Here is a 24,350-nt window from a genome sequence, read left to right as displayed (position 1 = left end):
ACCATGGCCCTTTTACACATCCGAAACCTGAGCGTGTCCTTCGCCACAACCTCAGGTCAGTTCAAAGCCGTTGAAGCCGTGGATCAAGACGTTGCTACCGGTGAAATCCTCGCCATCGTTGGTGAAAGTGGGTCGGGAAAATCGGTGTCGATGTTGGCGGTGATGGGCCTGTTGCCTTGGACGGCCACGGTGACCGCGGACGAAATCTCCTTTGACGGCCATGACCTGCTGACAATGGATCAACGGGCGCGGCGCAAGATTGTCGGCAACGACCTCGCGATGATCTTTCAGGAGCCGATGTCTTCGCTCAACCCGTGTTTTACAGTGGGCTGGCAGATCAAAGAAAGTTTGCGTGTCCACCTCAAGCTTGATCGAAAAGCCCGCCATGCGCGGGCTGTGGAGTTGTTCGAACAGGTGGGAATTCCAGATCCCGAGCGTCGCCTTTCTGCTTATCCACATCAATTGTCGGGCGGCATGAATCAGCGGGTGATGATCGCGATGGCCATTGCCTGCAAACCCAAGCTTCTGATTGCGGATGAGCCAACAACTGCGCTCGATGTGACCATTCAAGCGCAAATTCTCGACCTGCTTGCCTCCTTGCGCGACGAGACGGGAATGGGCCTTGTACTGATCACCCACGACATGGGCGTGGTTGCGGAAACGGCGGAGCGAGTGAGCGTGCAATATGCGGGCCAAAAGATCGAAGAACAGCCTGTGCAACCGCTGTTTGATACGCCACATCACCCTTATACGGCGGCTTTGCTCGATGCCTTGCCGGAACGCGCCACAGAAAAACGTCTGCCCACAATTCCGGGCGTTGTTCCGGGGCAATTTGATCGCCCCTCTGGCTGTCTTTTCTCACCACGCTGTAAGTTCGCGAACGCGAAATGTAAGGCCGAGGCACCGAAGCCCCTTGGCCTTGATCTGGGCTACGCGCGGTGTTTCTACCCTCTCAACTCTGAAGAAAGGGCTGTATCATGACGACCCCTGTATTGATCGCCAGCGCCCTTGAACGCCATTATGAAGTCAGCAGCGGTATGTTTCGCAAACCCAGCATTCTAAAGGCCGTTGGGGGTGTCGATTTTGAACTTTACGCGGGGAAAACTTTGGCCATCGTTGGCGAAAGTGGTTGCGGGAAATCCACCCTCGCGCGCCTCGTTACGATGATCGAAGAACCCACCGCGGGAAAGCTGACCCTTGATGGCAACCCGATGTTACCTGAGGATTGGGCGGATCTGCGAAAATCGGTGCAAATTGTGTTTCAGGATCCTTACGGTTCGCTGAACCCACGTCAGCGCATTGGCGCAATTCTCGAAGAACCATTGAAGATCAACAATAAATCCATGCCCAACGAAGAACGCGAAGCCAAGGGGCGTGAAATGTTGAGGTTGGTCGGCCTAAGACCCGAACATTACGACCGCTACCCGCATATGTTTTCGGGTGGCCAACGCCAACGTATCGCAATTGCCCGCGCGCTGATGCTTGATCCAAAAGTGCTGGTGCTTGATGAACCCGTTTCCGCCCTTGATCTCTCGATCCAGAGCTCGATTTTGAACCTGTTGATGGACCTACAGGAACGCCTGCAGCTGGCTTATATGTTCATCAGTCACGACTTGGGCGTTGTGCGCCATGTGGCCGACGAAGTTATCGTGATGTACCTTGGTCGCGCGGTGGAAAAGGGCAGCAAAGAAACACTGTTCTCAAACCCTCAACATCCTTACACCGTTGCCCTGATGTCGGCCGCCCCTCAGGCCAATCCGTCCAAGGCAAAGAAGCGGATCAAACTCATGGGGGAGTTGCCGTCGCCGCTCAATATTCCCGACGGTTGCCCCTTTGCGCCGCGGTGTTGGAAGGTGCAGGATCGGTGCCGTTCCGAGCGGCCGGAGCTTGGCGGTGAAGCGCATTCCTCGGCGTGTTTCTTTCCGGAACCCTAAAGTTCGTCACGACCCGCGCGCATAACAACCTGTTTTTACCCCATGCCTTAATCCTCCGAATTGCGAGGACCTTAAGGCATGGTCGTGCATTACAAAATCAAAGTCGCAAACTGCGCAAGTTGGGTGTTGACCTTACCCTTACTGGAACCCTCATCACTACTCCAAAGAAGCGAATCAAGGAGACTGAAATGGCGGACGAAAATATTGTGACCTTATCCATCGAGGGGATGAGCTGCGCGTCGTGTGTCGGTCGGGTTGAAAAATCCCTGAAGGCGGTTTCTGGTGTGTCATCGGCCGCTGTTAATCTTGCAAATGAGACGGCGCAAGTGCAGTTTTCGTCTCCCGCTGACCTTGCGGTTTTGACGCAAGCCTTGGAGGGCGCGGGCTATCCTGCAGTGACGGCTGAGATTACTTTGGAAGTCGAAAGCATGACCTGCGCCTCTTGCGTGGGGCGTGTCGAACGGGGGTTGAAAGCGGCGACAGGTGTTTTGGATGCCTCGGTGAATTTAGCCACGGAAACGGCAACGCTGCGATATATCGTTGGAGCAACAACGCCCGCCGATTTGGCGCGCGTGGCAACTGGCTTGGGGTATCCGGCCAAAGTTAAAGCGGGGGTGGACACGGAGAAAGCAGATCGCAAAGCCGCCGAAATTTCGCGTCTTGGGCGGTTGACGTTGATTGCCGCGCTGCTTGCTTTACCGGTTTTCATCCTCGAAATGGGCAGCCATGTCATTCCGGGAATGCACATGTGGGTCGAGCGCACAATCGGCCTGCAAACCAGCCGCATTGTGCAATTTCTCCTAACGACTGCTGTTCTGCTTGGACCGGGATTACAGTTCTATACCAAAGGCTTCCCGCTGCTTCTTAAAGGAAAGCCGGACATGAATTCACTGGTGGCGTTGGGCACCTCGGCGGCCTACGGGTTTTCATTGGTTTCGACATTTGCCCCAAAATTACTGCCTCAGGGAACTGCGAATGTATACTTCGAAGCGGCCGCTGTTATCGTTGTTTTGATCTTACTCGGACGCTGGCTTGAGGCCCGCGCCAAGGGGCGCACAGGCGAAGCAATCCGCAAACTTGTGGGGCTGCAAGCCAAAGAAGCGCGGGTGGAACGCAATGGCGTGGTCGTTGAGTTGCCCATTGACGAGATCGCCGTGGGCGACGTCATCCATCTGCGACCCGGTGAAAAGATCGCGGTCGACGGCGAGGTTTTGAGCGGCACGTCCTATGTGGATGAAAGCATGATCACTGGCGAACCCGTGCCCGTGGAAAAATCCGAAGGCGCAATGGTCGTCGGAGCGACGGTCAACGGGGCAGGGGCTTTGACCTTTCGCGCGACGAAAGTTGGCGCGGATACCATGCTTGCGCAGATCATCGCGATGGTCGAACGAGCGCAGGGAGCCAAACTGCCGATCCAAGGCGCGGTCGATAAAATTACCGCATGGTTCGTGCCTGCTGTGATCGCGGCGGCGGCCGTCACGATCGCGGTCTGGTTGATCTTTGGTCCGTCGCCTGCGTTGAGTTACGCAATTGTCGCGGGGGTCGCGGTTTTGATCATCGCCTGTCCCTGTGCGATGGGATTGGCGACGCCAACGTCCATTATGGTGGGCACGGGGCGCGCCGCTGAAATGGGCGTGTTGTTTCGCAAAGGCGATGCGTTGCAATCCTTGCAAGAGGTCAAAGTTGTGGCGCTTGATAAGACGGGAACATTGACGGCGGGACGCCCTGAATTGACCGATTTGGTGATTGCAGCCTCGTTTGTAGAGTCCGAAGTTTTGCGCCTTGTGGCCGCTGTGGAAACCCAGTCTGAACATCCTATCGCCGCGGCCGTCGTGCGGGCTGCGACCACGCGCAAGTTGGACATTCCTACCGTAGACACGTTTGCCTCGATCACCGGTTTTGGGGTCAGTGCGAGCGTGGAAGGCCACAACATTCTGGTCGGGGCGGATCGCCTCATGCGGCGTGACGGGATCGACATGGGCGATTTCGCCGATACCGGCGCGGCGCTTGGAAAAAAAGGACGCACACCGATTTATGCCGCTGTTGACGGACGGATTGCCGCCGTCATTGGTGTGTCAGATCCGATCAAGCCCACCACCCCCGCCGCCATTGCCGCGCTGCACGAATTGGGCCTGACTGTGGCGATGATTACGGGCGACAACCAAGGCACGGCCGACGTGATTGCCCGTGAGTTGGGAATTGATATCGTCGTGGCCGAAGTCTTGCCCGAGGGCAAAGTCGATGCGCTTAAAGCCTTGCAAAAAAAGGGGAAACTGGCGTTTGTGGGCGACGGAATTAACGACGCACCCGCCTTGGCCCAAGCAGATGTGGGCATCGCGATAGGCACGGGCACGGATGTGGCCATTGAAACGGCGGATGTGGTTTTGATGTCAGGAGACCTGATTGGTGTGGTCAATGCATTTGATATTTCGGGGCGGGTGATGCGCAATATTCGCCAGAACCTGTTTTGGGCGTTTGGCTATAATACTTTGCTCATCCCTGTGGCCGCTGGGGCCTTGTTCCCGGCGTTTGGCGTGATGCTCTCACCCGTACTGGCGGCGGGTGCTATGGCGTTTTCAAGCATTTTTGTGTTAAGCAATGCGTTGCGGTTACGGTGGGTCAAGCCTGCGGTCGCAACGACCACACCCCCGCAAGCATCTGCGCTTGTCCCCCGCAAAACTGCTCAAGCGGCGTGATCTGGAGGATCTTATGAACCTGAATATCGGCGATGTTACTAAACACACAGGCCTGCCTGCGAAAACCATCCGTTACTATGAGGATATCGGTCTTGTGCGGCCTTTGCGCGACACCAATAATTATCGGGTTTTTCGCGAGACAGACCTGCATAAACTGACCTTTTTGGGGCGCGCGCGGGCGTTGGGATTTACCATCGGCGAGTGTCGCACGCTCTTGGCGCTTTATGAGGACTCGGGCCGCGCGAGTGCCGATGTAAAGGCGATTGCGCAACAGCATTTGCAGGAGATTGAGGCTAAGATTACCGACCTTCAGGCGATGCATGCCACCTTGACGCATTTGTCAAAGGAATGCGCGGGGGACCACCGCCCTGATTGCCCGATTTTGGAAGGGTTGAGTGGTCCGGCCTTGAATTAAACGCCATCTGGAAATTCGTGCGTTTTGGGATGTGCATGTTCGTTTTTTACGCAAGATCCGTGAACCATTTGTGGTTTACGGATTTGATATCTTCGATATGGATTAAAATGCGAGACAGGTGTTTCGTGATGGCCTCGGCGGCTGCATCCGCATCACTTTCGGAAATGGCTTTAAATATTTCGACATGTTCTTTTAGGACAAATTCTTGCGACGAGGAGTCGAGAGTGAGCATGCGAACGCGATCCATATGCGCTTTATTCTCAAGGATGAGGTCCCAAACATATCCAACACCGGCAAGATTGCATATTTCGCGGTGAAATTGGTCATCCAGCAAGTGAAATAGCTCGCGATCCTGCGCATCATAGGCGGCCCGTTGTTTTTCTATCAGGTTTGACAGGACGTTTATCCCCACGTCGGTGCTTTTCTCGCAGGCGGTTCTACAGGTATGTATTTCCAATGCCGTGCGAATAAACCTTGCGCGCAAAACGGCTTTTTCTGAAATTAAACTGACTTTTGTGCTGCTTTGCGGGCGGATAGAGAGGAAGCCGAGCTTTGCCAAACGTTTGAACGCTTCGCGCACAGGTTGACGTGACACGCCCATTTTCTGTGCGACGTCCGTTTCGGAAATCTTCGTGCATGGGGCGAGTTTAAGCGTCAAAATTTGATGCTGTAATGCGTCGAAAACTTGGTCGGCGACCGTAGGAACGCTCGTCGGGCGAATTTGCGTCAGGGGAAGGCCATCGTCAATCTGCCGCTCTGAGTCATCCATGTCCTTAGCCTTCCGGTGGGTATGTACTTGGTTTCATCTTACAGGATCAGGCTTCGGGTGCAACTTGGATATTAGTTGACTAACTGATTCTGCCAAACTAGGTTATTAGTTGACTACTCGATTCTCATCGATGCAGTCTTGAGGGCGGTAAGTTCGCGTGACGCGATTTTGCAAAAGAATATTGGGGAGAGCTTTTATGGGTTTATTGGACAGTAATCGTTTGTTCCCGCTTGAGCCTTCCGTGCGAAAAATTGCACGAGATCTTTATGATACCGTCCGTGATTTGCCAATCATTAGTCCGCATGGTCACACCGACCCCCGCTGGTACGCCGAAAACGAAGCCTTCGCCGATCCCGCCCAATTGTTTGTGACGCGCGATCATTACGTGTTTCGGATGCTGCATTCTCAGGGCATTGCCCTTGAGGATTTAGGCGTCCCAACCGAGGATGGTGGCGCTATCGAGCAGGATTCCCGCAAGATCTGGCGCCGGTTTGCCGAAAACTATCATCTGTTTCGCGGCACGCCGTCGCGCCTCTGGGTCGACCACGCATTTCAAGAGGTTTTCGGTGTTGCTCAGCGCCTGTCGGCGTCTACGGCGGATGGTATTTACGATCACATCGCTGAATGCCTCACGCAGGATGCGTTTCGGCCACGGGCTTTGTTTGAGCGCTTCAATATCGAGGCGATTTCGACCACAGAAAGCGCGATTGACGATCTGCGCTGGCACAAGATGATCAAGGACAGCGGCTGGCAGGGCAAGGTCGTGACGTCCTATCGTCCCGACGCGGTGATTGATCCAGACTTCGAAGGCTTTGCGCAGAATGTCCAAATCATGGGCGAGATGGCGGGCGAGGACACGACAACATGGACGGGCTACCTTGCGGCGCATCGCAATCGTCGCGACTATTTTAAAAGTTTCGGGGCCACGTCGACCGATCATGGTCATCCGTCCGCGCGCACAGAAGATTTCCCACCGGATCAAGCTGCCGCCCTTTTTGACAAGGCGCTCAGAGGCGTTTGTACCCCAGAAGAAGCCGATGCGTTTCGCGGGCATATGTTGACCGAGATGGCGCGGATGAGCCTTGACGACGGGCTGGTTATGCAAATTCATCCAGGCTCCGTGCGCAACCATTCCAGCCAAGTCATGGCACAGTTTGGACGCGACAAGGGCTTTGATATTCCAAAACGCACCGATTATGTCACCGCGCTGCAACCGCTTCTAAACGCCGTTGGTGGCAACCCAGATTTGACGGTGATCGTGTTTACCTTGGACGAGACCTCGTTCTCGCGCGAACTTGCACCCCTTGCTGGCGTCTATCCCGCGTTGAAACTTGGGCCGCCGTGGTGGTTCCTTGATAGCTACGAAGGCATGATGCGTTTCCGCCAAACGGCGACGGAAACGGCTGGTTTTTACAACACAGTCGGGTTCAACGACGACACCCGCGCCTTTTGTTCTATCCCCGCACGCCACGATGTGGCGCGGCGAGTGGATTGCGCGTTTCTCGCCACGTTGGTCGCTAGTGGGCGGCTCGACGCGGACGAGGCACCAGAGGTTGCTTACGACCTCACATATCGGCTTGTAAAACAAGCTTATCGGCTCTGAGAGCCATTTCCAGGGAGGAAAACAATGACTTACACAAAAACACTCGGGGCAGTGCTCTTGGCAAGTGTCGCGATGGCTTCGGCTGCGACGGCTTGTGAAATCACATTCCGTTCATCGGACACGCATCCTGACGGCTATCCTACAGTTGCCGCCGTAAATGCGATGGGCACCATGCTCGAAGAACGCTCTGATGGGCGGCTTTGCATTGAAGTGTTCCACTCGGCGCAATTGGGCGAAGAAAAGGACACGATTGAGCAGACACAGTTCGGCGTGATCGACATGAACCGCGTTTCGCTTGGGCCGTTCAACAACATCATTGAAGAAACGCAAGTGCCTTCACTGCCTTACATTTTCCGCTCGGTCGCGCATATGAACAAAGTGATGGATGGTCCTGTTGGACAGCAAATCCTCGACGCATTCTCTGCGCATGATCTTGTCGGACTCGCGTTTTACGATGGCGGTTCGCGCAGCTTTTACAACTCCGAAAAACCCATCAACTCGATGGAAGATCTGGCGGGTATGAAATTCCGCGTCATGCAATCGGACATGTTCGTAGACATGGTTTCCGCCTTGGGTGCAAACGCGACACCCATGCCATACGGCGAAGTTTACTCTTCAATCCAAACGGGTGTGATCGACGGCGCCGAGAACAACTGGCCATCCTACGACAGCTCGGGTCACTTTGAAGTTGCGAAATATTACACCCTTGACCAGCACCTGATCGTGCCTGAAGTTTTGGTCATGGCGAAGTCGTCATTCGACATACTTACCAGCGAAGATCAAGCACTTGTCCGTCAAGCGGCCCGTGATTCCGTCCCCGTCATGCGCGAACTTTGGATCGCCCGCGAGAAGGAATCCGAGGCGCGTGTGCGTGAAGCTGGTGTTGAGATCATCACCGACATTGACAAGACACCCTTCATCGCTGCGATGGGCCCAGTCTATGAAAAATACGTGACGTCTCCGACTCTTCAAAAGATGGTTGCTGATATTCAAGCCACTGAATAACGCTCCAGCGACCCGCGTTTTTGGCGCGGGTCGCATCCAAAACCATCGGGAATAAACGCGTGCAAAATTTAATGAAAACCGTTGCCATAACCACGGGCATCATCGCCCGTTTGGCGCTTTGGGTGGCTGGAATCGGTCTGGTGTTGATGACGGCATTGATCGCCGCTCAGGTCTTCTGGCGCTATATCTTAAACGATAGCATTATCTGGACCGAACCTGCGTCGGTGATGATAATGGGGTGGTTTATCTTTCTTGGTGCGGCCGTGGGCATTCGCGAGGGCTATCATTTGTCCTTTGATGTGATGCTTTACATGGTGTCGGAAAAGACCAAACTTTTCCTCTATTCCCTCTCGGATATTGTGGTTTCTGGCTTTGGCATCGGCATGATCTGGTTCGGCTGGCAATTGGCAGAAAAGACGGCTGGCAATAAGCTGCCCAGCCTTGGAATTTCGGGGGCCTTTGATTTTGCACCCATCGTTGCGGGGGGGGCTCTTGTTACCCTGTTCTCGTTTGAACGTGTTGCGCGCCGCGCAGCCGGATTACCGACCGCCCGTTTTGGCGACGACGCCGTGGAGCAATAATAATGGAACTTTACGTCCTTTTTGGAACTTTCGTCTTTTTGCTTTTGATTGGCACGCCCGTGGCCTTTTGTCTGGGGGTTTCCAGTTTTGCCACCGTCGCCTATCTGGGCTTGCCGCCAGTGGTGGTTTTTCAACGCCTGAATTCGGGTGTGTCTGTTTTTGCTTTGATGGCCATTCCCTTCTTTATTTTCGCGGGTGATCTGATGGTGCGGGGCGATATCGCGCGGCGGCTTGTTGCCTTGGCGGGCGCTTTTGTCGGCCATTTTCGTGGCGGGCTGGGGCAGGTCAATGTGCTGTCCTCGGTGATGTTTGGCGGTGTGTCCGGCTCGGCGGCGGCGGATGCTTCCGCGGTGGGCGGCCTGATGGTGCCCCAGATGAAAGAACGCGGATATGACGTTGATTATGCTGTGAATATCACGGTTGTAAGCTCGATCATCGCGCTGCTTTTGCCACCGTCACACAATATGATTATCTACTCCATCGCCGCCGGTGGAAAGATATCCATTGCGGATTTGTTTACCGCTGGGATCATTCCGGGCTTTTTACTGGCGTCTGTGCTGATGATCGCCGCGTGGTGGGTCGCCGTGCGCAAGGGGTATCCCGTGCAACCGTTCGAGGGTTTCCGCATGATCGGGACATTGTTTGTCTCGGCGGCTCCGGGGCTTATCCTTGTGGCGATCATTTTCGGCGGGGTGCGGTCGGGTATCTTCACAGCCTCTGAATCCTCAAATGTCGCCGTGGTTTACGCGCTGCTTGTGACCTTCTTTGTTTACCGCAGCCTAAGTTGGCATGACTTTGTCGAGGCAACCTTCGCCGCCGTGCGCACCACCGCAATGGTGCTGATGGTGATCGGATGCGCGGCCTCTTTTGGCTGGCTATTGGCCTATACCAAGGTGCCCGCGTCTATGGTGGCGCTGTTGCAGGATTTCTCGGACAATCCGATTGTCATTCTGTTGATGTTGAACCTCATCCTACTGCTTCTCGGCACGTTTATGGACATGTCGCCGCTGATCGTGATCACCACGCCGATTTTCCTGCCTGTGGCCACGGCCTTTGGCGTTGATCCTGTACATTTTGGCGTCATCCTGATTTTGAACCTCGGTATCGGGCTGTGTACGCCCCCCGTCGGAGCGGTTTTGTTCGTTGGTTGCGCGGTGGGGAGAATTCCGATCTGGGATGCCGTGCGCACGATTTGGCCCTTCTATGGCGCGGCGTTTGGCACTCTGATGCTTGTCACTTACATTCCGGCGCTGTCGCTTTGGCTGCCGTCCCTCTTTCACTAAAGGATACTTATGACATACCCTGTTATCCCCGCTGACCTCGGCGTTACCCGCCAAGTTCTGGCGGAAAATCCAGATATGATGGTGGTCGCCTTCCGCTTTAAACATGGAGCCGAAGGTAAATTGCACAATCATCCGCATGTTCAATCGACCTATGTAGAAGCGGGACGTTTTGCTTTTACAATTGACGGCGAGGAACATGATCTGGGCCCAGGCGACAGCCTTGTGATCCCGTCAAACGCCCAACATGGCTGCCTGTGCCAAGAAGCAGGTACCCTCATCGATACCTTCACGCCGCGCCGCGACGATTTTCTCTAAAACGAAAGATTTCCATATGCTCAAGACACAAACCCGCTACGCCATTGATCCTGCAACGGCCAAAACCTTGGACACAGACCAATTGCGCGAACATTTCCACGTTGGTGACCTGTTTGCCGATGGCGAAATCAACCTCGTTTACAGCCACTATGACCGTCTGATCCTCGGCTCGGCCGTTCCAAACGGGGGCACCCTCACACTGGATCATGTCGCAGAAACCGGCACAGCGTCGTTTCTAGATCGGCGCGAATTGGGGGTTCTAAATATTGGCGAAACGGGCGAAATCACCGTGGGTGGCGAAACCTATGTGATTGAGAATGGCGAAGTTCTCTATGTTGGTATGGGGGCAGGGGTCGTTGAATTTGGCGGTAATGGCCGCTTCTACGTTCTCTCGGCGCCTGCGCATAAAACCTACCCGACCAAGCTGATCAAACTCGCGGATGCACGTCGTGTTGAGTTGGGCGCGCGCGAAACCGCCAATGAGCGTGTTATCATTCAGCTTTTGCATCCTGAAGTCTGTCAGAGCTGCCAGTTGTTGATGGGCTATACCCAGTTCGTCGAAGGGTCGGTATGGAACACGATGCCGTCGCACACACATGACCGCCGGATGGAAGCCTATCTCTATTTCGAACTTCCGAAGGAAAGCCGCGTGTTCCACATGATGGGCGAACCGTCCCAGACACGCCACATCATTATGGCCAACGAAGAAGCCGTAATCAGCCCCCCGTGGTCGATCCATTCGGGCGCAGGTACCGCGTCTTATACATTCTGTTGGGCGATGGCGGGCGACAATGTTGACTTCACCGATATGGATATGGTTGCCATGGCGGATCTGCGGTGAGGTAGTATCTCGCTCTTTAAGCCAAATGAGTTGTTGGAGGGGAGCGGGCGTAAGGGAGCCCGCTCCTTGACTATTGAGATAACGGCACGGCCCCTGTGACGCCCATCCACCAAATCAACCCATTTGTTGTGAAAAACGACAACATAACGGTAACAATGAACGCCGTTGCGCAAACCTGCTCCGCTCCATATTTGGCCCCGAGTATCGGATAGATCGACAGCATCGGCACCGCTGCGAACAAGACGGCAGTCAATACGAATTCCTGCGCAAGCCCCGGCCACAACGACAGAACCGCAAACACCAGCGCCGGATGAAGCACGAGTTTGCCAACGCTGATCGCCGTCGTGCGCCGCCAAAACGGGCTGAGGTTGAATCGAGCGACGATCCCGCCAACGACGAACAGGGCGATGACAGGCGCAACTGACGCAAGCATCTGAATTGTTTTGATTAAGGGCTCTGGGAGGGGCAGGCCGATGCCACGAACCGTCAATGCTGCGATGATCGAAAGAACGAGTGGATTACGGATAAAGCTTCGAAAGGCGCGGTTGGCGGCAGCGGAGAGTGTTGTGCTCCCCTCCAACGCGACATCGGCCGAAATCATAGCTAGAGGAATAATAACTGCGTTTTCAACGATCATGATCCAGGCCAGCACGGGCAACGCCGTCTGCGGAAAAACCATGCTGGCGATAGCAAAGCCGATGAACCCGCTGTTGGAATTAGCTATTCCCAGACCGTGCACCCACGCTTCGGGCGCTCCCTGTTGAAAGATCCGGCGCATAAGTCCATAGCCAATAAACAGCGCAGCCAAAGATGCGAAGAGGTATCCAAGGATAACGCCCCAATTCAGGGCCTCAGCAGAGCCCGATGCGGTCAATGCGCTAAAAATCAGGGCCGGTAGACAGACTCTGACAGTGAACTGACTCAGCGCATTGATCGTATCAGGGGGCGAATACCCAACACGAACGGTCACATAGCCCAGTAAAATGATTAAATAGATTGGGAGAGTAACCGCGAGGATCGCCAACATCGTTAACTGCCCATATTCTGCTGGTAGCCAATCACAACAGCACCCAGGACCATGTCCACAACACGACCTCGAACGCCTCTCTGGCCCTCTTCGGTGAACAGTCGGTTGCCGAATGACGCAGCGAACGTCGCTTTGTTGGAAACGTTGTAGAAACTCGCGGAGTTGGTCATCCAGTGCAGTTCGAGCGGATCGACGTCATCGCGCAGCACACCGGCAGCTTTGCCACGCGCACAGACGTCGGCCAGCTTGTCGATGATGGCCCTGTTCAGGGTCGGAATGATTTTGGATTTCTGAACGTGTTGCGCGTTGTGAATATTCTCGATCATCACCAGCCGGATAAATTGCGGATTGCTCACATGTGTATCGAATGTCGCTTCGGTCAATCTGCGCAGAGCCAAGACTGGCTCCAGATCGGCAACATTTAGCGCCTGTTCAGTTTCGCGCAACGAAGAATAAACGTGTTCGAGGACGCTCTTGTAGAGCCCCTCCTTATCATCAAAGTAATAGTAGATCATGCGCTTGGAGGCCTCGGTACGGCGCGCAATCTCGTCAATGCGGGCACCAGTAAGTCCGTGCGCTGCAAATTCCTCTGTTGCGACCCTAAGAATGTCGGCCTTTACCGCATCGGGGTTTTGTTTCCAGTTGCTTTTGCGCTTGTTTGGAGTTGGATCTTTTAAATGGTCCATTTAATCCTCATTTCGGCTTCCCTGTTTGCCAAGGCTAGCACGTATTTAACCAAACAGTACATTGCTGTCGCGTTGCGGCCGAACAGAGGAGAGCTTCGGCAGGTCTTAAACACCTCGGGAGGACGGAAATGTCGCGTAAACGTCTTGGCGCAGCCGTTGCGCTTGGATGGCCGGCAACCGCCGCATTCAGAAGATTTTTTTGGGCGGCTCTTTCGTCACGCAAATTATGCGCAGCGGCATTCCGGGTGACGCCGTCACTGTCATCATGATCAGTGCACGGGTCTCGGCCAACGTCTTCATGCTGATTTTCGGTCTCACCGGTATTCGCGTCTTCACAAAAATCGCCGAAATGCCCCGCGGGCTTTTAGTCCTGCTGATCATGCTGTTCGCCATCGTTTTGGATACTGGGCCTTGGCGTTCTTGGTTATTTCATGAAGCATTTCAGCTACCCACTGGGTCCCGTAATCCTTGGTGTCATCCTCTCGCGACTGTTGGATGACATCCGCATTGGTGATGGTCATCAGTTTCGCAACGGCAGAGAGTTTGCAGCATGGCTGGGCGTTGGCATGACCTCGCTTGTCCGGCAGCCCAAGACACCCCGCCGAATGTCCTAGGCGCAATTGCCCGCTAACTGTAAGGGACTTGGCTTGCGGAACTCATCATCGTTTGGCAGGCGATGCTTGCATCGCTGAGAGGAGAGCGGGAACACATGATTGCTTCTGGAAAATGCACAAATCAGACTAAAAATATCGCGGTGCGCCGCCCTTCGCTGACCACCATCAACTCTCAGGTGTTGCTCCCTTGAGGCGCTTTTGAGTATTGACTATTGGCCACTTCTGCCGACTTGATGAGGCATTATTTTATAAAGTGTGTGATAGTGAAAAAACTTATTTGTGCATCTATCTTGGCCCCGTTTCTTGTGACCTTTGCGGGAGCTGAAGAGAATTTGGAACTTGATTCAATGGTGTCGGACAATCTTGTCGCGACGCTTTATCATGAATTCGGACATGGCGTGATTGCGCTGTGGGACCTCCCAATTTATGGCCGCGAAGAGGACGCTGCCGACAATTTGTCGGTCCTGATGATCGACCGACTTTACGACTCCGATGTCTCTGAAGACGTCATACGCTCTGTCGCTATGACATTTGCTGCGTCAGCCGAGACGGGTGACGCTGATTTCCCGTATTGGGATGTCCATGGAACCAATTCGCAACGTTTTTACAACACCGTTTGCATATATTACGGCCTTGATCCAGAGAACCGCCAAGCATTTGCTGGTGAAATGGACCTGCCGGAAGATCGCGCCGACGGATGCGAGGACGAGGCACTCCTCGTCACCAATTCTTGGGGCGCAATCCTCGACGAAATGGAGGAGAATGGCCCAGGGGATAGTTTCTCCTATCGCGGCAGCGAGAAGGATGATCCGTTTTTGGCGTCTGTCATTCAGAGCGAAGTTGACGCCCTCAACGCGATGTTATCGATGGACTTTGAACTTCCGGTCATCGCTGAGGACTGTGGAGAAACGAACGCGTTTTTTAGCAGCGATACAGGTGGCGTAACAATGTGTACGGAGTACGAACCATATACGCGGGACCAACTCAGCCAGATGTAGCATCGGGTTTGCATGGCGACATGAGCGCGCCACCAACCTTCGCTGCAAAGTTCTTGATCCTAACATTCCGGACAATAATCCCTTGCCACAACGTTCATGCCAAAAATGGTCGCTTTTGACCGCCCAAGGTGCTGGCACGCCAGTCGGTCATTGACGACACCTGACATTCGGAACGGTTCAGAATGCCGCACATAGGCCTCAAACCTGCCGTTAGCTGCACCTTACAGCAATGGCAGCATTGGGCCGAAGCAGGCTTTCGGGCAATCACTATATTGGCGTATCACTCTGCTGAGGGCTCGCGAGGCTCGATTTCTTGGGATGGTAACAACGCCTCATAATACTGAGGCGTTGTCGAAGTATCTGTTCTCAATACTACGTTTTAGCCACTTGCAAAAACCCCACCGGCTTCTGTTGCAGTCATTGTCATTGGCAGGTCTTGAGTTGCTTGCGCTCGAATTTCAGCGATTTTCGCTTGTGCCGCGTTCGCGGTTGCTTCGTCTGGGTAATCAGTAACAACGCTAAAAGATAATTCGCCAGTTCTGAGCATTTCAACACGAGATGCTCCTTGCGACATGATAAGCGGTACATATTTATCTCGCGCAATCGCTTCGAGTTCGTCATTCCATTCAGTTGTCGTCCAATGTGATATCGAGGTATAAGCCATAGTCTTCTCCCATCAAAAATTACAGTCCGAACAGATTTGCATAGTTCAATTGATTGGCAAAACTATATCTCAAACCGTCGGTAGGTGCGCTGTCCCTTGCCCATTCATTTCAAATCGCAGCCGCTAAGACAAAGCAGGCGCACGGAGGCGCTCACCTTTTTATGGGGGATGGGCGAGCAGCGAACCCCAATCCATCATAAGCGACCAGTAGAAGTTAGCTGCCATTTTTCAAACCGCGTGCTAGGCTTATAGTCATTAGTTAATTAGAGGTTGATATGTCTAAATCGGATTACGAAAAAATAGAGGGTCGCCTCCACGGCGAGCAACCTGTGCAGGAGCAAGAAGACAATATGCTTCTCCGTTTGCTTTACATGATACTTATCGCGATTATGACGAGCATCGCCCAAACAATACTTGGCGCAGCGACAGTCGTGCAGTTTGTTATCATGCTAATTAACAATAAGCAGCCGAATGAGCGTTTAGCCGAATTTGGTACCGACTTAGGAGTTTGGTTGGCTAAAGCCGCTCGTTTTCAAACCGCAGCAAGCGAAGTTAAACCATGGCCGTGGACTGAACTCGATTGAACGTTAAAAAATGCCGCTTGAAAACAATTTCTAGCTTACGCTTTTGGTGGAGGAGCTGCGAGGTTATGCTACCGCAGCATTCGTCACTAAGGGCGGTTTGCGGACCTCCACTGCGCGAGCAAAACACATCCCATACAATATCAGTATCTCCTCGTGCAATGTAGGATTATTGTCGGCCCAGTACATTCATAATTCAAGCGCTCCCAATTTAATCACCAAGCACCAAATCAAGTGCAATGCCGTTTTGGTCAAATGCGTGAATTTCTGTCGGAGCGAAAGATAAACTGACGTTGTCACCAGGTTTAAGGTCCGAACTTCCATTGATACGCATCGTAATTTGCCCCGCATCCGCGCATGAAACGATCACAAACGTGTCGGCACCCAAGTATTCAAGCACATCCACTGTTCCCTCAAGATCACCGCGTCCTGCGGCGGCGAGTTCGATATGCTCGGGCCTCACACCGATAGAAACCGCGGTTTTCGGAACAGAAATAGTCGGGAGCGTCGACGCTGGAACAACATTCATCCGAGGAGAGCCAATGAATTGGGCCACAAACAGGTTGCCCGGCTTTTCATAAAGCTCTCTTGGGCTGCCAACTTGTGCAATTTTTCCAAAGTCCAACACGACAATCCGGTCGGCCAAGGTCATGGCCTCGACTTGGTCATGAGTCACATAGATCATTGTGGATTTCAGGGTCTGGTGCAACTTCGCGATCTCGTACCGCATTTCTACCCGCAGCGACGCATCGAGATTTGACAAAGGTTCGTCGAATAAAAACGCCGTCGGGTCGCGCACGATTGAGCGCCCAATTGCAACCCGTTGCCGTTGCCCCCCCGAGAGGTCCTTTGGCCGGCGATCCATATAGTCATCCAGCTTTAACACGCGCGCAGCTTCACCGACTTTTGCGTCGATTTCGGCCTTTGGAAGACCCGCTGATTTAAGCGGAAAGCCAACGTTATCGCGCACCGACATATGTGGATAAAGCGCGTAGGATTGAAAAACCATGGCCAGCCCGCGTTTGCTGGGAGGTTCGGCGGTCGCGTCACGATCTCCGATCATAATCTGGCCGCGCGACGTTTCCTCAAGCCCTGCGATCATCCGCAAGAGTGTGGATTTCCCGCATCCAGAGGGTCCAACAAAGATGACAAACTCGCCTTCCTCAATGGACAGATCGACCCCTTTGATGACCTGCACTTGGCCAAACCACTTTTCAACGTTTTTCAGTTCGATTGATGACATTATGCAGCCCCCATCAGTTTTGCCTTTGGATCATGTCTGGCCCAAGCCAACCAGATTGCTGCCGTCCAAGTAAAAGCGGCGCCGCCGCAAGGTGTGGCGTCAAGCGGGTCGAAATACTCATAAAAACCATGCAGGCGGATGAGTTCCTCTGTCTCGCGGCGCAAACGTTCTTCTAAATCGGCACGACCTGACCTCGCTAAACCAATTGAGAGTAGCGCATTAACCACCGGCCATGTCGGGCCCCGCCAGTATTTGCGAGGATTAAAGATGTCAGCTTCGGGGTCCGCAGAGGGGATTCCATAGCGCACGGCATCCCAAACGCGCATCAAGTTTGCTTCTAATTTATCGTTTTCAGCCCCTGCCAGATAGGCAAGAAAGGCACCTGACCCAAGGATATTGGCAAATTCACCCGTGCGCAGGTTTTTGGCATCATAAGCGCCTAACTCTTCATTCCAAATCGTCGGCAGGGCGGCCCGCAAAGCACTGGCCCAGCCCTCTATTTCTGAAACATCTTTTCCAAGGGCGCGCCCCATTTCGGCGAGGTCTTCGTGGGCGCGCAGCAAGATAAAGGTAATTCCAGGGTCCGCCATCAGGAACGGTCCATCCGCGACGATTTTTTCATCGTTCCAGCCCGCGTCGCGGCCGAAATTCACCATCGTGATATAGCGGTCATAGTCTTCTTTGGTCGGGCGCATTTCAGGGTCGACATGGCCGGTATCCCGCCGCGTATACGGCCCCGCACCTGATCCATCGACTCCCGCCATTCCCTTATCCCAATCGGGGCAATTGTCACGACCACTTTCCCACGGGTGGGTAATCGCCGCCGCGCCGTGTGTACACCGAACTTCATGCCACCAGCGATGCCAATTTACGAGTTTTGGATAGAGCGCCTCTAGGCGGTTTTTGCCCACAGCTTTATCCATTTCCCAGACCCGTCGCACCAAGATTGCCGCGACCGGTGGTTGCGAGATTCCCGATGTTGCTGGCGTTTGATGGGTGCCCCAAACATCGGGGCCGGGGAAGTATCCCGGATCGGGTTTATGAAAAATAATGTGGGGAACCATGCCGCTGTCCCATTGGCTTGCCATTAGCGTGTCAAACTCGTCCCAAGCGCGGGGCTGATCGAACGTTGCAAAGCCCCAAGCCGCAAAAGCGCTGTCCCAATTCCACTGGTATGGGTACAGCCCATGCGTTGGCAAAGTATATCCGCCCTGATCGTTCTGGCGCAAAATATTGCGTGCGGTTTCATCGAGATCCATGTCTATCCCTTCACTGACCCAGCGGTCAGCCCTTTCGTCATAAAGCGTTCTAATCCAAGGAACAAAGCCATGATCGGAACCGTCGCTATGACCGACCCCGCCATGAGGTGTTGCCGTGGAATTTCGGATGAATTGAGGGAGGCTATCCCGCGTGTGAGGGTGAATTTCGAGGGATCATCCAACAGCATAAAGGCCAAAAGAAATTCGTTCCATGCGATCATGAAAACATAAAGGGAGACCGAGGCCATTGCGGGCAGTGAAAGTGGCAGCGTGATCTTCCAAATCACGGCCAGTCGCGAGAGGCCATCCATCAATCCCGCTTCTTCTATCTCGGCAGGCAATCCGCGAAAATACCCTTGCAGCATATAGAGGGCCACAGGGATCGTTGTGACCGGATAGATCATCACGATCCCAAAGATCGAATTGCGCAGACCAGTCATAGAGAAGGCGATATAAATCGGCAGCGCCAAAACGATCATGGGAACCATATAAATCAACAGGATCGACCGTGAGAACGCAGCGCGCCCTTTAAACCGCAAACGCGCGACGGCATAGGCCCCCGGAATTGCGAACGCCAAGGTGATAAAGACCGTTAGAACGGAAATGAAGAACGAATTAAACAAGTAGGTCCCGAAATTGAATTGTGTGAACAACTCGTCATAGGAGCGAAAAAGGTCCATTCCTTTTGACAAATCAATCGAAAAATCCAAAGGATTCTGGATCAGCTCTGATTGGTTTTTCAGGCTTGTCATCACCATGACGTAGAAGGGGATCAGCACGATCGCGGTAAAGAAAATATAGCCAAACCCTGTTAAAAATCGAATAATCGCCCCCTCGAACTCATGGCGCGTCAGCATGCCCGGCACAACTTCAGTTAGGATCAGAGCGAGCGAAGTCGCAAAGCCCACGCCCAACACTATAGCGCCAAAAGCCCGTGCAAAACCGCTGGTTTCGGGGCCAGTGAGCATGGGGCCTATGCCCAAAACCACCAGCACAAAAATGGCAATAGCACAGGAGAGGAGAACGATGCGGCCACGGCCAAAAGCCACCAATGCGCCGCCCCCCAAGGCTCCCCAAGCCAACGAAAGCAGGATGCTGGGACGAAAGGCCTCTCCAGTCGCAAATGACATCGTGACCGCGACCGTAATGGACAGAACCACCATCCAAAGCGCTCCTAAGACTGGGCCTGTGAGATATCCGCGTCGCATCATAGCCCTTCCTCCTGACTGATGTATTTGAAGAATAAGACCGAGAACATGAGCAAACATCCAAAGATGACAACGGCCACCGCCGCACCCGCCCCGATATTGGAAATGGCAAAGGCCTGTTCGTAAACATTAACGGTCAGTGTCCTCGTTCCAGCATTGCCGCCGGTTAAAAGGAAAATGTCGTCGAATTTGTTGAAGGTCCAAATGAACCGCAACAGGAACAAGACACTCAGAATGCCCAAAAGCTGCGGCACACTTAGATACCAAAATTGCTGAAACGGGCTGGCGCCGTCCATATCAGCGGCCTCATACATATCGGTGTCGATGCTTTGCATGCGGGCGAGAATGAACAGGAACGAGAGTGGGAAATACCGCCAAACCTCAAAAACCGTGACCATAATCAAAGCCAAGGGGCGATCGCCAAAGAAATTGATTGCTTCGCTGGTAACGCCCATCTGTAACAACAACGCATTAGCGGACCCCGAGAACGGGTCAAAAAGGATCAACCAAGCGAAGGCCACAGCAATGACAGGCGCGACATAAGGGAAAAGGTATAACCCCCTTAAAATACCTTGACCCCTGAAGGATTTATTGAGCAACAGCGCCGCAAACAGGCCGACAAGCAAAGCGCCTATAGTGCCGAAAACAGTATAGAAAAGGGTGACCCAAAGGACCTCAAAGAACTCTTCCCCGTTGAAAACGCGGGCAAAGTTATCAAGTGTGAAGGAGCCATCCGTTAGAACATTGGAGGAGACGCCCGTTGTGATCGCGGGGCTATCTTGAGGTCTTAGCGCGATGGTGAGGTAGGCGCTTCCAACAGTCACCGGAATTGACAAAGTCTCGCGATGTTTCGGCTCCCAATCGCCGAGATCACATTCAAGCTTGCGCCCCTCGAGCGAACAGCGGGCATCCAAAGACTGAACTTCGAGACCTTCAGGAACAATGTCTGAAAATGTAACGCCTTTAATGGGTTGATCTTGCGATGAATTGCGTAACCGGTAGCGAATGGTGGCCGCATCACCAATTGCTGCATAATCGCCCCGAATGTCTTCTCGCAACACAACTTCTGGCGCGCGCAAATCTGCTAGTTCAACCGGCTTAACCGAGATCCAGAAGATAGCAAGCAAAGGCAAAACAACAACGAGTGCGATCGCGATGATTGTTGGGGACAACAGCCCCCAAGCAAGCCTTGCTTCGCGTTTGGCCAGCGGTCCGGTGCTGGTTGGTGGAATAGCCCCCGCCATAATCACAAGTCTCCTGTTTAGCTGTTTTGCGGAAATCGTTTTGGTGCGGGGCCTCGCAAAAGGACGCCCCGCGCATAGTGTCGTGAAGTCCTATTGCACTGCTGCAATAGCCTCGTTGAGGGCTGCAACAGTCGCTGCGGCATCCCGTTCGCCATCAATGAATTCCCGCACATAGCGGTTGATGACTTGGCTGTTGATGATTGCCGAGGCCGCAGAAAGCTGGCCATCGGCCACACCCCAACGTTGAGCCACATCCAGACCACCCACGATCTCTTCGATCATGGCTGCGTCATAAAGCTCGCCCAAGGGGGCTTTGCGATCGACTCCAACGTCAAGTGTAGCCCAAAGATCGGCAAACTCGGTTGGGTTTTCGGCGGTTCCGCGACGAACAGGGAACTTGCCTTCAGGGGCAATCGCAAGCGTGGAGCCATAGCCTTCGTTCATCGAATATTTGACAAACTCCATCGCGGCATCGGTGGACGCGTCAGAGGTAATACCGAAGTAGCGCACATCTCCCCAAGCTGCGCCATCTGGGTTCGACGGGCCCGCAAAATTAGTTACGATCCCCGTTCCAGCGGCCAAATCACGCGATGTTGGGTCGTCGTTTACGGTGGGTGGAGCGCTGTCGCGCAAACCAGCCAATTCGTCGAGGATGAAGGGCGACCAGATGATCATTGCCGCGTTGCCGCTAAAATAGAGGCTGCGCGATTGATCCCAGTAAAGATCACCCGGAGGGGAGGCTTCGGCGATCGCTTTGTAGAATTCGAGCACCTCGATTGTGGCGGCTTCGTCCAAGGCTTGAACGCCATCTGGTCCAACTGGGGAAACGCCATTGGCCAAGAACACATGCTCCAGAACCTGACTCATAAAATTCTCGTCAATCTTGGTTGCGGCAACAAAACCGTACATCGATGGAGGGTTGTGAAGCGCCTCAACGGCAGCAAGAACATTCGCGTAGGTGTTTGGAGCTTCTAAGCCCGCGGCCTCAAACAGATCCGCCCGATAAACCAGCATCTGTGTCCAGCCATCAACCGGCACGGACGCATAACCACCATTAGCTGCAACCATTTCCAAAGCGCCCGGAGCGAATGTACCAACACCGAGTTCCTCAACAACATCTGTCGCCACGTCGGTATCAAGAATACCCGCATCGGCCCATGGGGCGGCATACTGTAAGGGGTGATAAATCACGTCAGGCAAATCGCCCGCGGCGAATGCGGCAGTAGCGCGTGTACCGAGATCATTCTCAGAAACGGGGATAACCTGAACTGTGTGTCCAGATGCCTTGGCAAAGTCTGCTGCCATTGCTTCTTGGCGTGCAAGCCGTTCGGGCTGCTCTTCTGTTGTCCAGAACCGCAACTCGTCAGCCTGTGCTGCGAATGCGCTAAGGATCAGTGTCATTGCGACGCCAGACCTCATGATAGATTTACTGTTAAGTTTCATTGTCTTCCTCCCATTAATATTGTCGTTTGTTTATTTTATTTGCGTTGGAGCGGGCCCCGTAGACCCGCGGTTAAGAAAAGTTGCCGAGACCGTTTCGCGTAAATCCTCTGGGTTTTCACCACGAATGCGCCTTATCAAAAGCGCCGCAAGCCGCTCTCCTGCGGCGCGATTGTCTACTGAAAACGTCGTCAAAGGCGGTTGAGCATAGAAGCCTTCAGGGATGCCATCATAGGCAATCACCGAGACGTCGCGGCCCACCCTGAGATTTAGCTTGGCGGCCGCGCGGTATACCCCCAAAGCCGCAAAATCAACGGCGCATAGCACTGCCGTTGGTGCGTTGCTTTGAGACAAAATCTTCGTTCCGACTCTCTCGCCGTCCTCGATCGTTACCGCGTCGCCATCCATTAAATCAGGATCGACGGCCAGCCCCGCTTCGGCCATACCGTCGCAAAAACCTTTTTGGCGCAGAGGCGCATAGGCATATTGAGTGCCGCCGTTTATAAACGCGATCCGTTGATGACCGAGCGCCGCAAGATGGCGCACCGCATCGTGCATTGCGTCTTCCCCACGGACATCAAACCAACAACAGCCATCCGGATTTTCTTGGCGGCCATATAAGATGAAAGGCACACCAGAATCCCGAAGCAGTTTTACGCGCGGATCGCGAGACATTGCACGCGGCAAAACAAATCCATCTGACTTGCCGTCTCGCAACAGGGCGCGGAATTTTTCAATCATTTGCGCGTTGCTGTCTGCGGTTGCCACCGTCAATGTCCAACCTTCCGCGCTCGCCCCGTGAGAAAGCCCCGCAAGAAACTCCGCCAAGAAGGGTCGCTGTGCATCATGGTCAGAAAACTGCAGAACCAATCCGAGCGAACGCGTGCGCCCCGTCTTAATTGCCTGCGCATGACTTAACGGTTGGTAGTTCATCTTTTTGGCCATGCTTTTCACGCGCAATTGGGTGGCCTCAGAGATATCAGGGTATCCATTCATAGCCCGAGACACGGTGGACTTGGTCACGCCAAGCGCGTTTGCCATGTCGGAAATGGTGATGTGCTTCGCGGCACGGTCACTCAATAAGTGTACCATAAATTTGTCCTCCCACGAATCAAGCTGATTTACGAAACCGGTTTCGGCAAGGGAAAAATTGCATTATCTTCGAAAGAGAAGCCACGTGACTCTGCCAAGGTGTCATTGCGAACAAGACAATGGGACACTTCAAAAAGTTTAACTTTTCGGCGACCTATCGCTAAGATCCAACATGCCGCAACGCAGAATTTATTGTGCTGTTGAACGGCGGCTCTGGGCCGTTCGTGATGGTGATAGGAAAGGGAAGTGGCTCGAATGCTGCGGTCGCAAAAACTCGTCAGGAAGGGCGGAAAGCGGAAGTTTGCTGCAACTTGCAGCAAGTCTGCTATTGGTTTTGGTGCTTACCAGCAGACGAATAATTATCAACAGGCAGACCACTCTCTATTGGTTCTTCAGGCAAGCTGCAGTGCCAGCCCAGATTTCGTGATAGCGTTTCAAAAAATGGGGTAGGATCAATTTGCTGACTTTCGTCGGTCACGGCATTTAGTCAATAGGGAGAATTAGAATGACGACAGTTATTATGACGCACAACGTTGAAAATATGGAGACCTGGCTCAAGGGTGGACACAACCGGAAACCCGCCTTCGACAAATTTTGCAAAAGCTACAAGGTCTTCAAACACACAGAGGATGATCGGGTTTCTATCGTATGTGAAGGTGCAGATATTGCGACGATGAAACAGGTGCTTGGCAGCGCTGAAACAACCAAAGCCAAGGAAGCGGACACCGTGGTCGACCCGATAGACGTTTTTGTCGAGATTGAAGGTGGCGATTAAGGCGAATCTACTTTCGTGCTCGATGCATGGTCTACAAGTAGAAAAAGCCGGCTCTGAAAAAAGGATTTTGGAAATGA

Annotated in this window: 24 protein-coding genes and 1 pseudogene; 15 read left to right on the top strand and 10 right to left on the bottom strand. The window is 53.5% G+C overall.

Going from position 1 to position 24,350, the window contains the following annotated elements; all coding sequences use genetic code 11:
* Positions 1–3: 3 nt before the first annotated feature.
* From AB9F26_RS16500 to cueR, 4 genes are all read left to right on the top strand, one after another.
* Positions 4–981 carry an ABC transporter ATP-binding protein gene (locus AB9F26_RS16500; RefSeq protein WP_039000889.1) on the top strand — a complete coding sequence of 326 codons (978 nt, stop codon included), beginning with the start codon at positions 4–6 and terminating at the stop codon, positions 979–981.
* On the top strand, positions 978–1,934 hold the full coding sequence (locus tag AB9F26_RS16495; RefSeq protein ID WP_369768512.1) for an ABC transporter ATP-binding protein: 957 nt from the start codon (positions 978–980) through the stop codon (positions 1,932–1,934). Before AB9F26_RS16500 ends, AB9F26_RS16495 begins: the two co-directional genes overlap by 4 nt.
* A gap of 188 nt (positions 1,935–2,122) precedes the next feature.
* Positions 2,123–4,630 (top strand): heavy metal translocating P-type ATPase, encoded by a 2,508-nt coding sequence (locus AB9F26_RS16490; RefSeq protein ID WP_335584525.1) that lies wholly within the window; start codon positions 2,123–2,125, stop codon positions 4,628–4,630.
* 19 nt (positions 4,631–4,649) lie between these two features.
* Positions 4,650–5,045, top strand: coding sequence for a Cu(I)-responsive transcriptional regulator (cueR, locus tag AB9F26_RS16485; RefSeq protein ID WP_335584548.1), 396 nt, complete (start codon positions 4,650–4,652; stop codon positions 5,043–5,045).
* 46 nt (positions 5,046–5,091) lie between these two features.
* Here the strand turns inward: cueR and AB9F26_RS16480 are convergent, their stop codons facing one another.
* Positions 5,092–5,814: a GntR family transcriptional regulator gene (locus AB9F26_RS16480; protein WP_335584526.1), complete on the bottom strand. Its 723-nt coding sequence runs from the start codon at positions 5,812–5,814 to the stop codon at positions 5,092–5,094.
* Positions 5,815–6,010: 196 nt separating this feature from the next.
* Between AB9F26_RS16480 and uxaC the strand changes: the two genes are divergently transcribed.
* Genes uxaC through kduI form a run of 6 tightly spaced genes read left to right on the top strand, consistent with a single transcriptional unit; the run spans position 6,011 to position 11,442 of the window.
* A complete protein-coding gene (gene uxaC, locus AB9F26_RS16475) occupies positions 6,011–7,417 on the top strand; it encodes a glucuronate isomerase (protein ID WP_369768511.1) in 1,407 nt (468 codons plus the stop codon).
* 24 nt (positions 7,418–7,441) lie between these two features.
* The gene (locus AB9F26_RS16470) at positions 7,442–8,422 is read left to right on the top strand and encodes a TRAP transporter substrate-binding protein (RefSeq protein ID WP_335584528.1); all 981 of its coding nucleotides are present in this window, start codon (positions 7,442–7,444) and stop codon (positions 8,420–8,422) included.
* Positions 8,423–8,481: 59 nt separating this feature from the next.
* Complete coding sequence (locus AB9F26_RS16465) at positions 8,482–9,003, top strand: TRAP transporter small permease (RefSeq protein WP_335584529.1); 522 nt, start codon at positions 8,482–8,484, stop codon at positions 9,001–9,003.
* A gap of 2 nt (positions 9,004–9,005) precedes the next feature.
* Positions 9,006–10,286, top strand: coding sequence for a TRAP transporter large permease (locus AB9F26_RS16460; RefSeq protein ID WP_335584530.1), 1,281 nt, complete (start codon positions 9,006–9,008; stop codon positions 10,284–10,286).
* A gap of 9 nt (positions 10,287–10,295) precedes the next feature.
* Positions 10,296–10,601, top strand: a complete 306-nt coding sequence (locus tag AB9F26_RS16455) for a cupin domain-containing protein (RefSeq protein WP_369768510.1) — start codon at positions 10,296–10,298, stop codon at positions 10,599–10,601.
* A 16-nt stretch (positions 10,602–10,617) separates the two neighbouring features.
* Positions 10,618–11,442: a 5-dehydro-4-deoxy-D-glucuronate isomerase gene (gene kduI, locus AB9F26_RS16450; RefSeq protein ID WP_369768509.1), complete on the top strand. Its 825-nt coding sequence runs from the start codon at positions 10,618–10,620 to the stop codon at positions 11,440–11,442.
* Positions 11,443–11,512: 70 nt separating this feature from the next.
* Here the strand turns inward: kduI and AB9F26_RS16445 are convergent, their stop codons facing one another.
* Entirely contained in the window at positions 11,513–12,469 is a 957-nt protein-coding gene (locus AB9F26_RS16445) for an AEC family transporter (protein ID WP_335584533.1), read from the bottom strand.
* A gap of 2 nt (positions 12,470–12,471) precedes the next feature.
* Positions 12,472–13,155, bottom strand: a complete 684-nt coding sequence (locus tag AB9F26_RS16440; protein ID WP_335584534.1) for a TetR/AcrR family transcriptional regulator — start codon at positions 13,153–13,155, stop codon at positions 12,472–12,474.
* A gap of 166 nt (positions 13,156–13,321) precedes the next feature.
* On the opposite strand from AB9F26_RS16440, the gene AB9F26_RS16435 reads away from it, so the two are divergent.
* From AB9F26_RS16435 to AB9F26_RS16425, 3 genes and pseudogenes are all read left to right on the top strand, one after another.
* Positions 13,322–13,654, top strand: coding sequence for a hypothetical protein (locus AB9F26_RS16435; protein WP_369768552.1), 333 nt, complete (start codon positions 13,322–13,324; stop codon positions 13,652–13,654).
* Positions 13,655–13,661: 7 nt separating this feature from the next.
* Positions 13,662–13,766 (top strand): annotated as a pseudogene (locus tag AB9F26_RS16430) (IS110 family transposase); the annotation flags it as partial.
* Positions 13,767–14,032: 266 nt separating this feature from the next.
* Positions 14,033–14,767: a DUF4344 domain-containing metallopeptidase gene (locus tag AB9F26_RS16425; protein WP_335584536.1), complete on the top strand. Its 735-nt coding sequence runs from the start codon at positions 14,033–14,035 to the stop codon at positions 14,765–14,767.
* 379 nt (positions 14,768–15,146) lie between these two features.
* On the opposite strand, the gene AB9F26_RS16420 is transcribed toward AB9F26_RS16425, so the two are convergent.
* On the bottom strand, positions 15,147–15,431 hold the full coding sequence (locus AB9F26_RS16420; RefSeq protein ID WP_335584537.1) for a hypothetical protein: 285 nt from the start codon (positions 15,429–15,431) through the stop codon (positions 15,147–15,149).
* Positions 15,432–15,706: 275 nt separating this feature from the next.
* Here AB9F26_RS16420 and AB9F26_RS16415 point away from each other — a divergent pair, with 275 nt between their 5' ends.
* The gene (locus AB9F26_RS16415) at positions 15,707–16,015 is read left to right on the top strand and encodes a DUF4389 domain-containing protein (RefSeq protein ID WP_335584538.1); all 309 of its coding nucleotides are present in this window, start codon (positions 15,707–15,709) and stop codon (positions 16,013–16,015) included.
* 208 nt (positions 16,016–16,223) lie between these two features.
* Here the strand turns inward: AB9F26_RS16415 and AB9F26_RS16410 are convergent, their stop codons facing one another.
* From AB9F26_RS16410 to AB9F26_RS16385, 6 genes are all read right to left on the bottom strand, one after another.
* Positions 16,224–17,255, bottom strand: a complete 1,032-nt coding sequence (locus tag AB9F26_RS16410; protein WP_335584539.1) for an ABC transporter ATP-binding protein — start codon at positions 17,253–17,255, stop codon at positions 16,224–16,226.
* Positions 17,255–18,514, bottom strand: coding sequence for a hypothetical protein (locus tag AB9F26_RS16405; protein ID WP_335584540.1), 1,260 nt, complete (start codon positions 18,512–18,514; stop codon positions 17,255–17,257). The genes AB9F26_RS16410 and AB9F26_RS16405 overlap by 1 nt, the downstream gene beginning before the upstream one ends.
* Positions 18,515–18,516: 2 nt before the next feature.
* Positions 18,517–19,722 (bottom strand): carbohydrate ABC transporter permease, encoded by a 1,206-nt coding sequence (locus AB9F26_RS16400; protein WP_335584549.1) that lies wholly within the window; start codon positions 19,720–19,722, stop codon positions 18,517–18,519.
* On the bottom strand, positions 19,722–20,966 hold the full coding sequence (locus AB9F26_RS16395) for a carbohydrate ABC transporter permease (RefSeq protein ID WP_369768508.1): 1,245 nt from the start codon (positions 20,964–20,966) through the stop codon (positions 19,722–19,724). Before AB9F26_RS16395 ends, AB9F26_RS16400 begins: the two co-directional genes overlap by 1 nt.
* Before the next feature lie 90 nt (positions 20,967–21,056).
* The gene (locus tag AB9F26_RS16390; RefSeq protein ID WP_335584542.1) at positions 21,057–22,409 is read right to left on the bottom strand and encodes an extracellular solute-binding protein; all 1,353 of its coding nucleotides are present in this window, start codon (positions 22,407–22,409) and stop codon (positions 21,057–21,059) included.
* A 30-nt stretch (positions 22,410–22,439) separates the two neighbouring features.
* Positions 22,440–23,498 (bottom strand): substrate-binding domain-containing protein, encoded by a 1,059-nt coding sequence (locus tag AB9F26_RS16385; protein WP_335584543.1) that lies wholly within the window; start codon positions 23,496–23,498, stop codon positions 22,440–22,442.
* Between the two features lie 505 nt (positions 23,499–24,003).
* Between AB9F26_RS16385 and AB9F26_RS16380 the strand changes: the two genes are divergently transcribed.
* A complete protein-coding gene (locus AB9F26_RS16380) occupies positions 24,004–24,273 on the top strand; it encodes a hypothetical protein (RefSeq protein WP_369768507.1) in 270 nt (89 codons plus the stop codon).
* Positions 24,274–24,350: the final 77 nt, after the last annotated feature.

Origin of the sequence: Falsihalocynthiibacter sp. BN13B15 (genome assembly GCF_041205415.1) — a bacterium.
GTDB lineage: Bacteria > Pseudomonadota > Alphaproteobacteria > Rhodobacterales > Rhodobacteraceae > Falsihalocynthiibacter > Falsihalocynthiibacter arcticus.
Note: the sequence above shows the minus strand (reverse complement) of the source record. Positions and strands in the feature narration are given on the sequence as shown.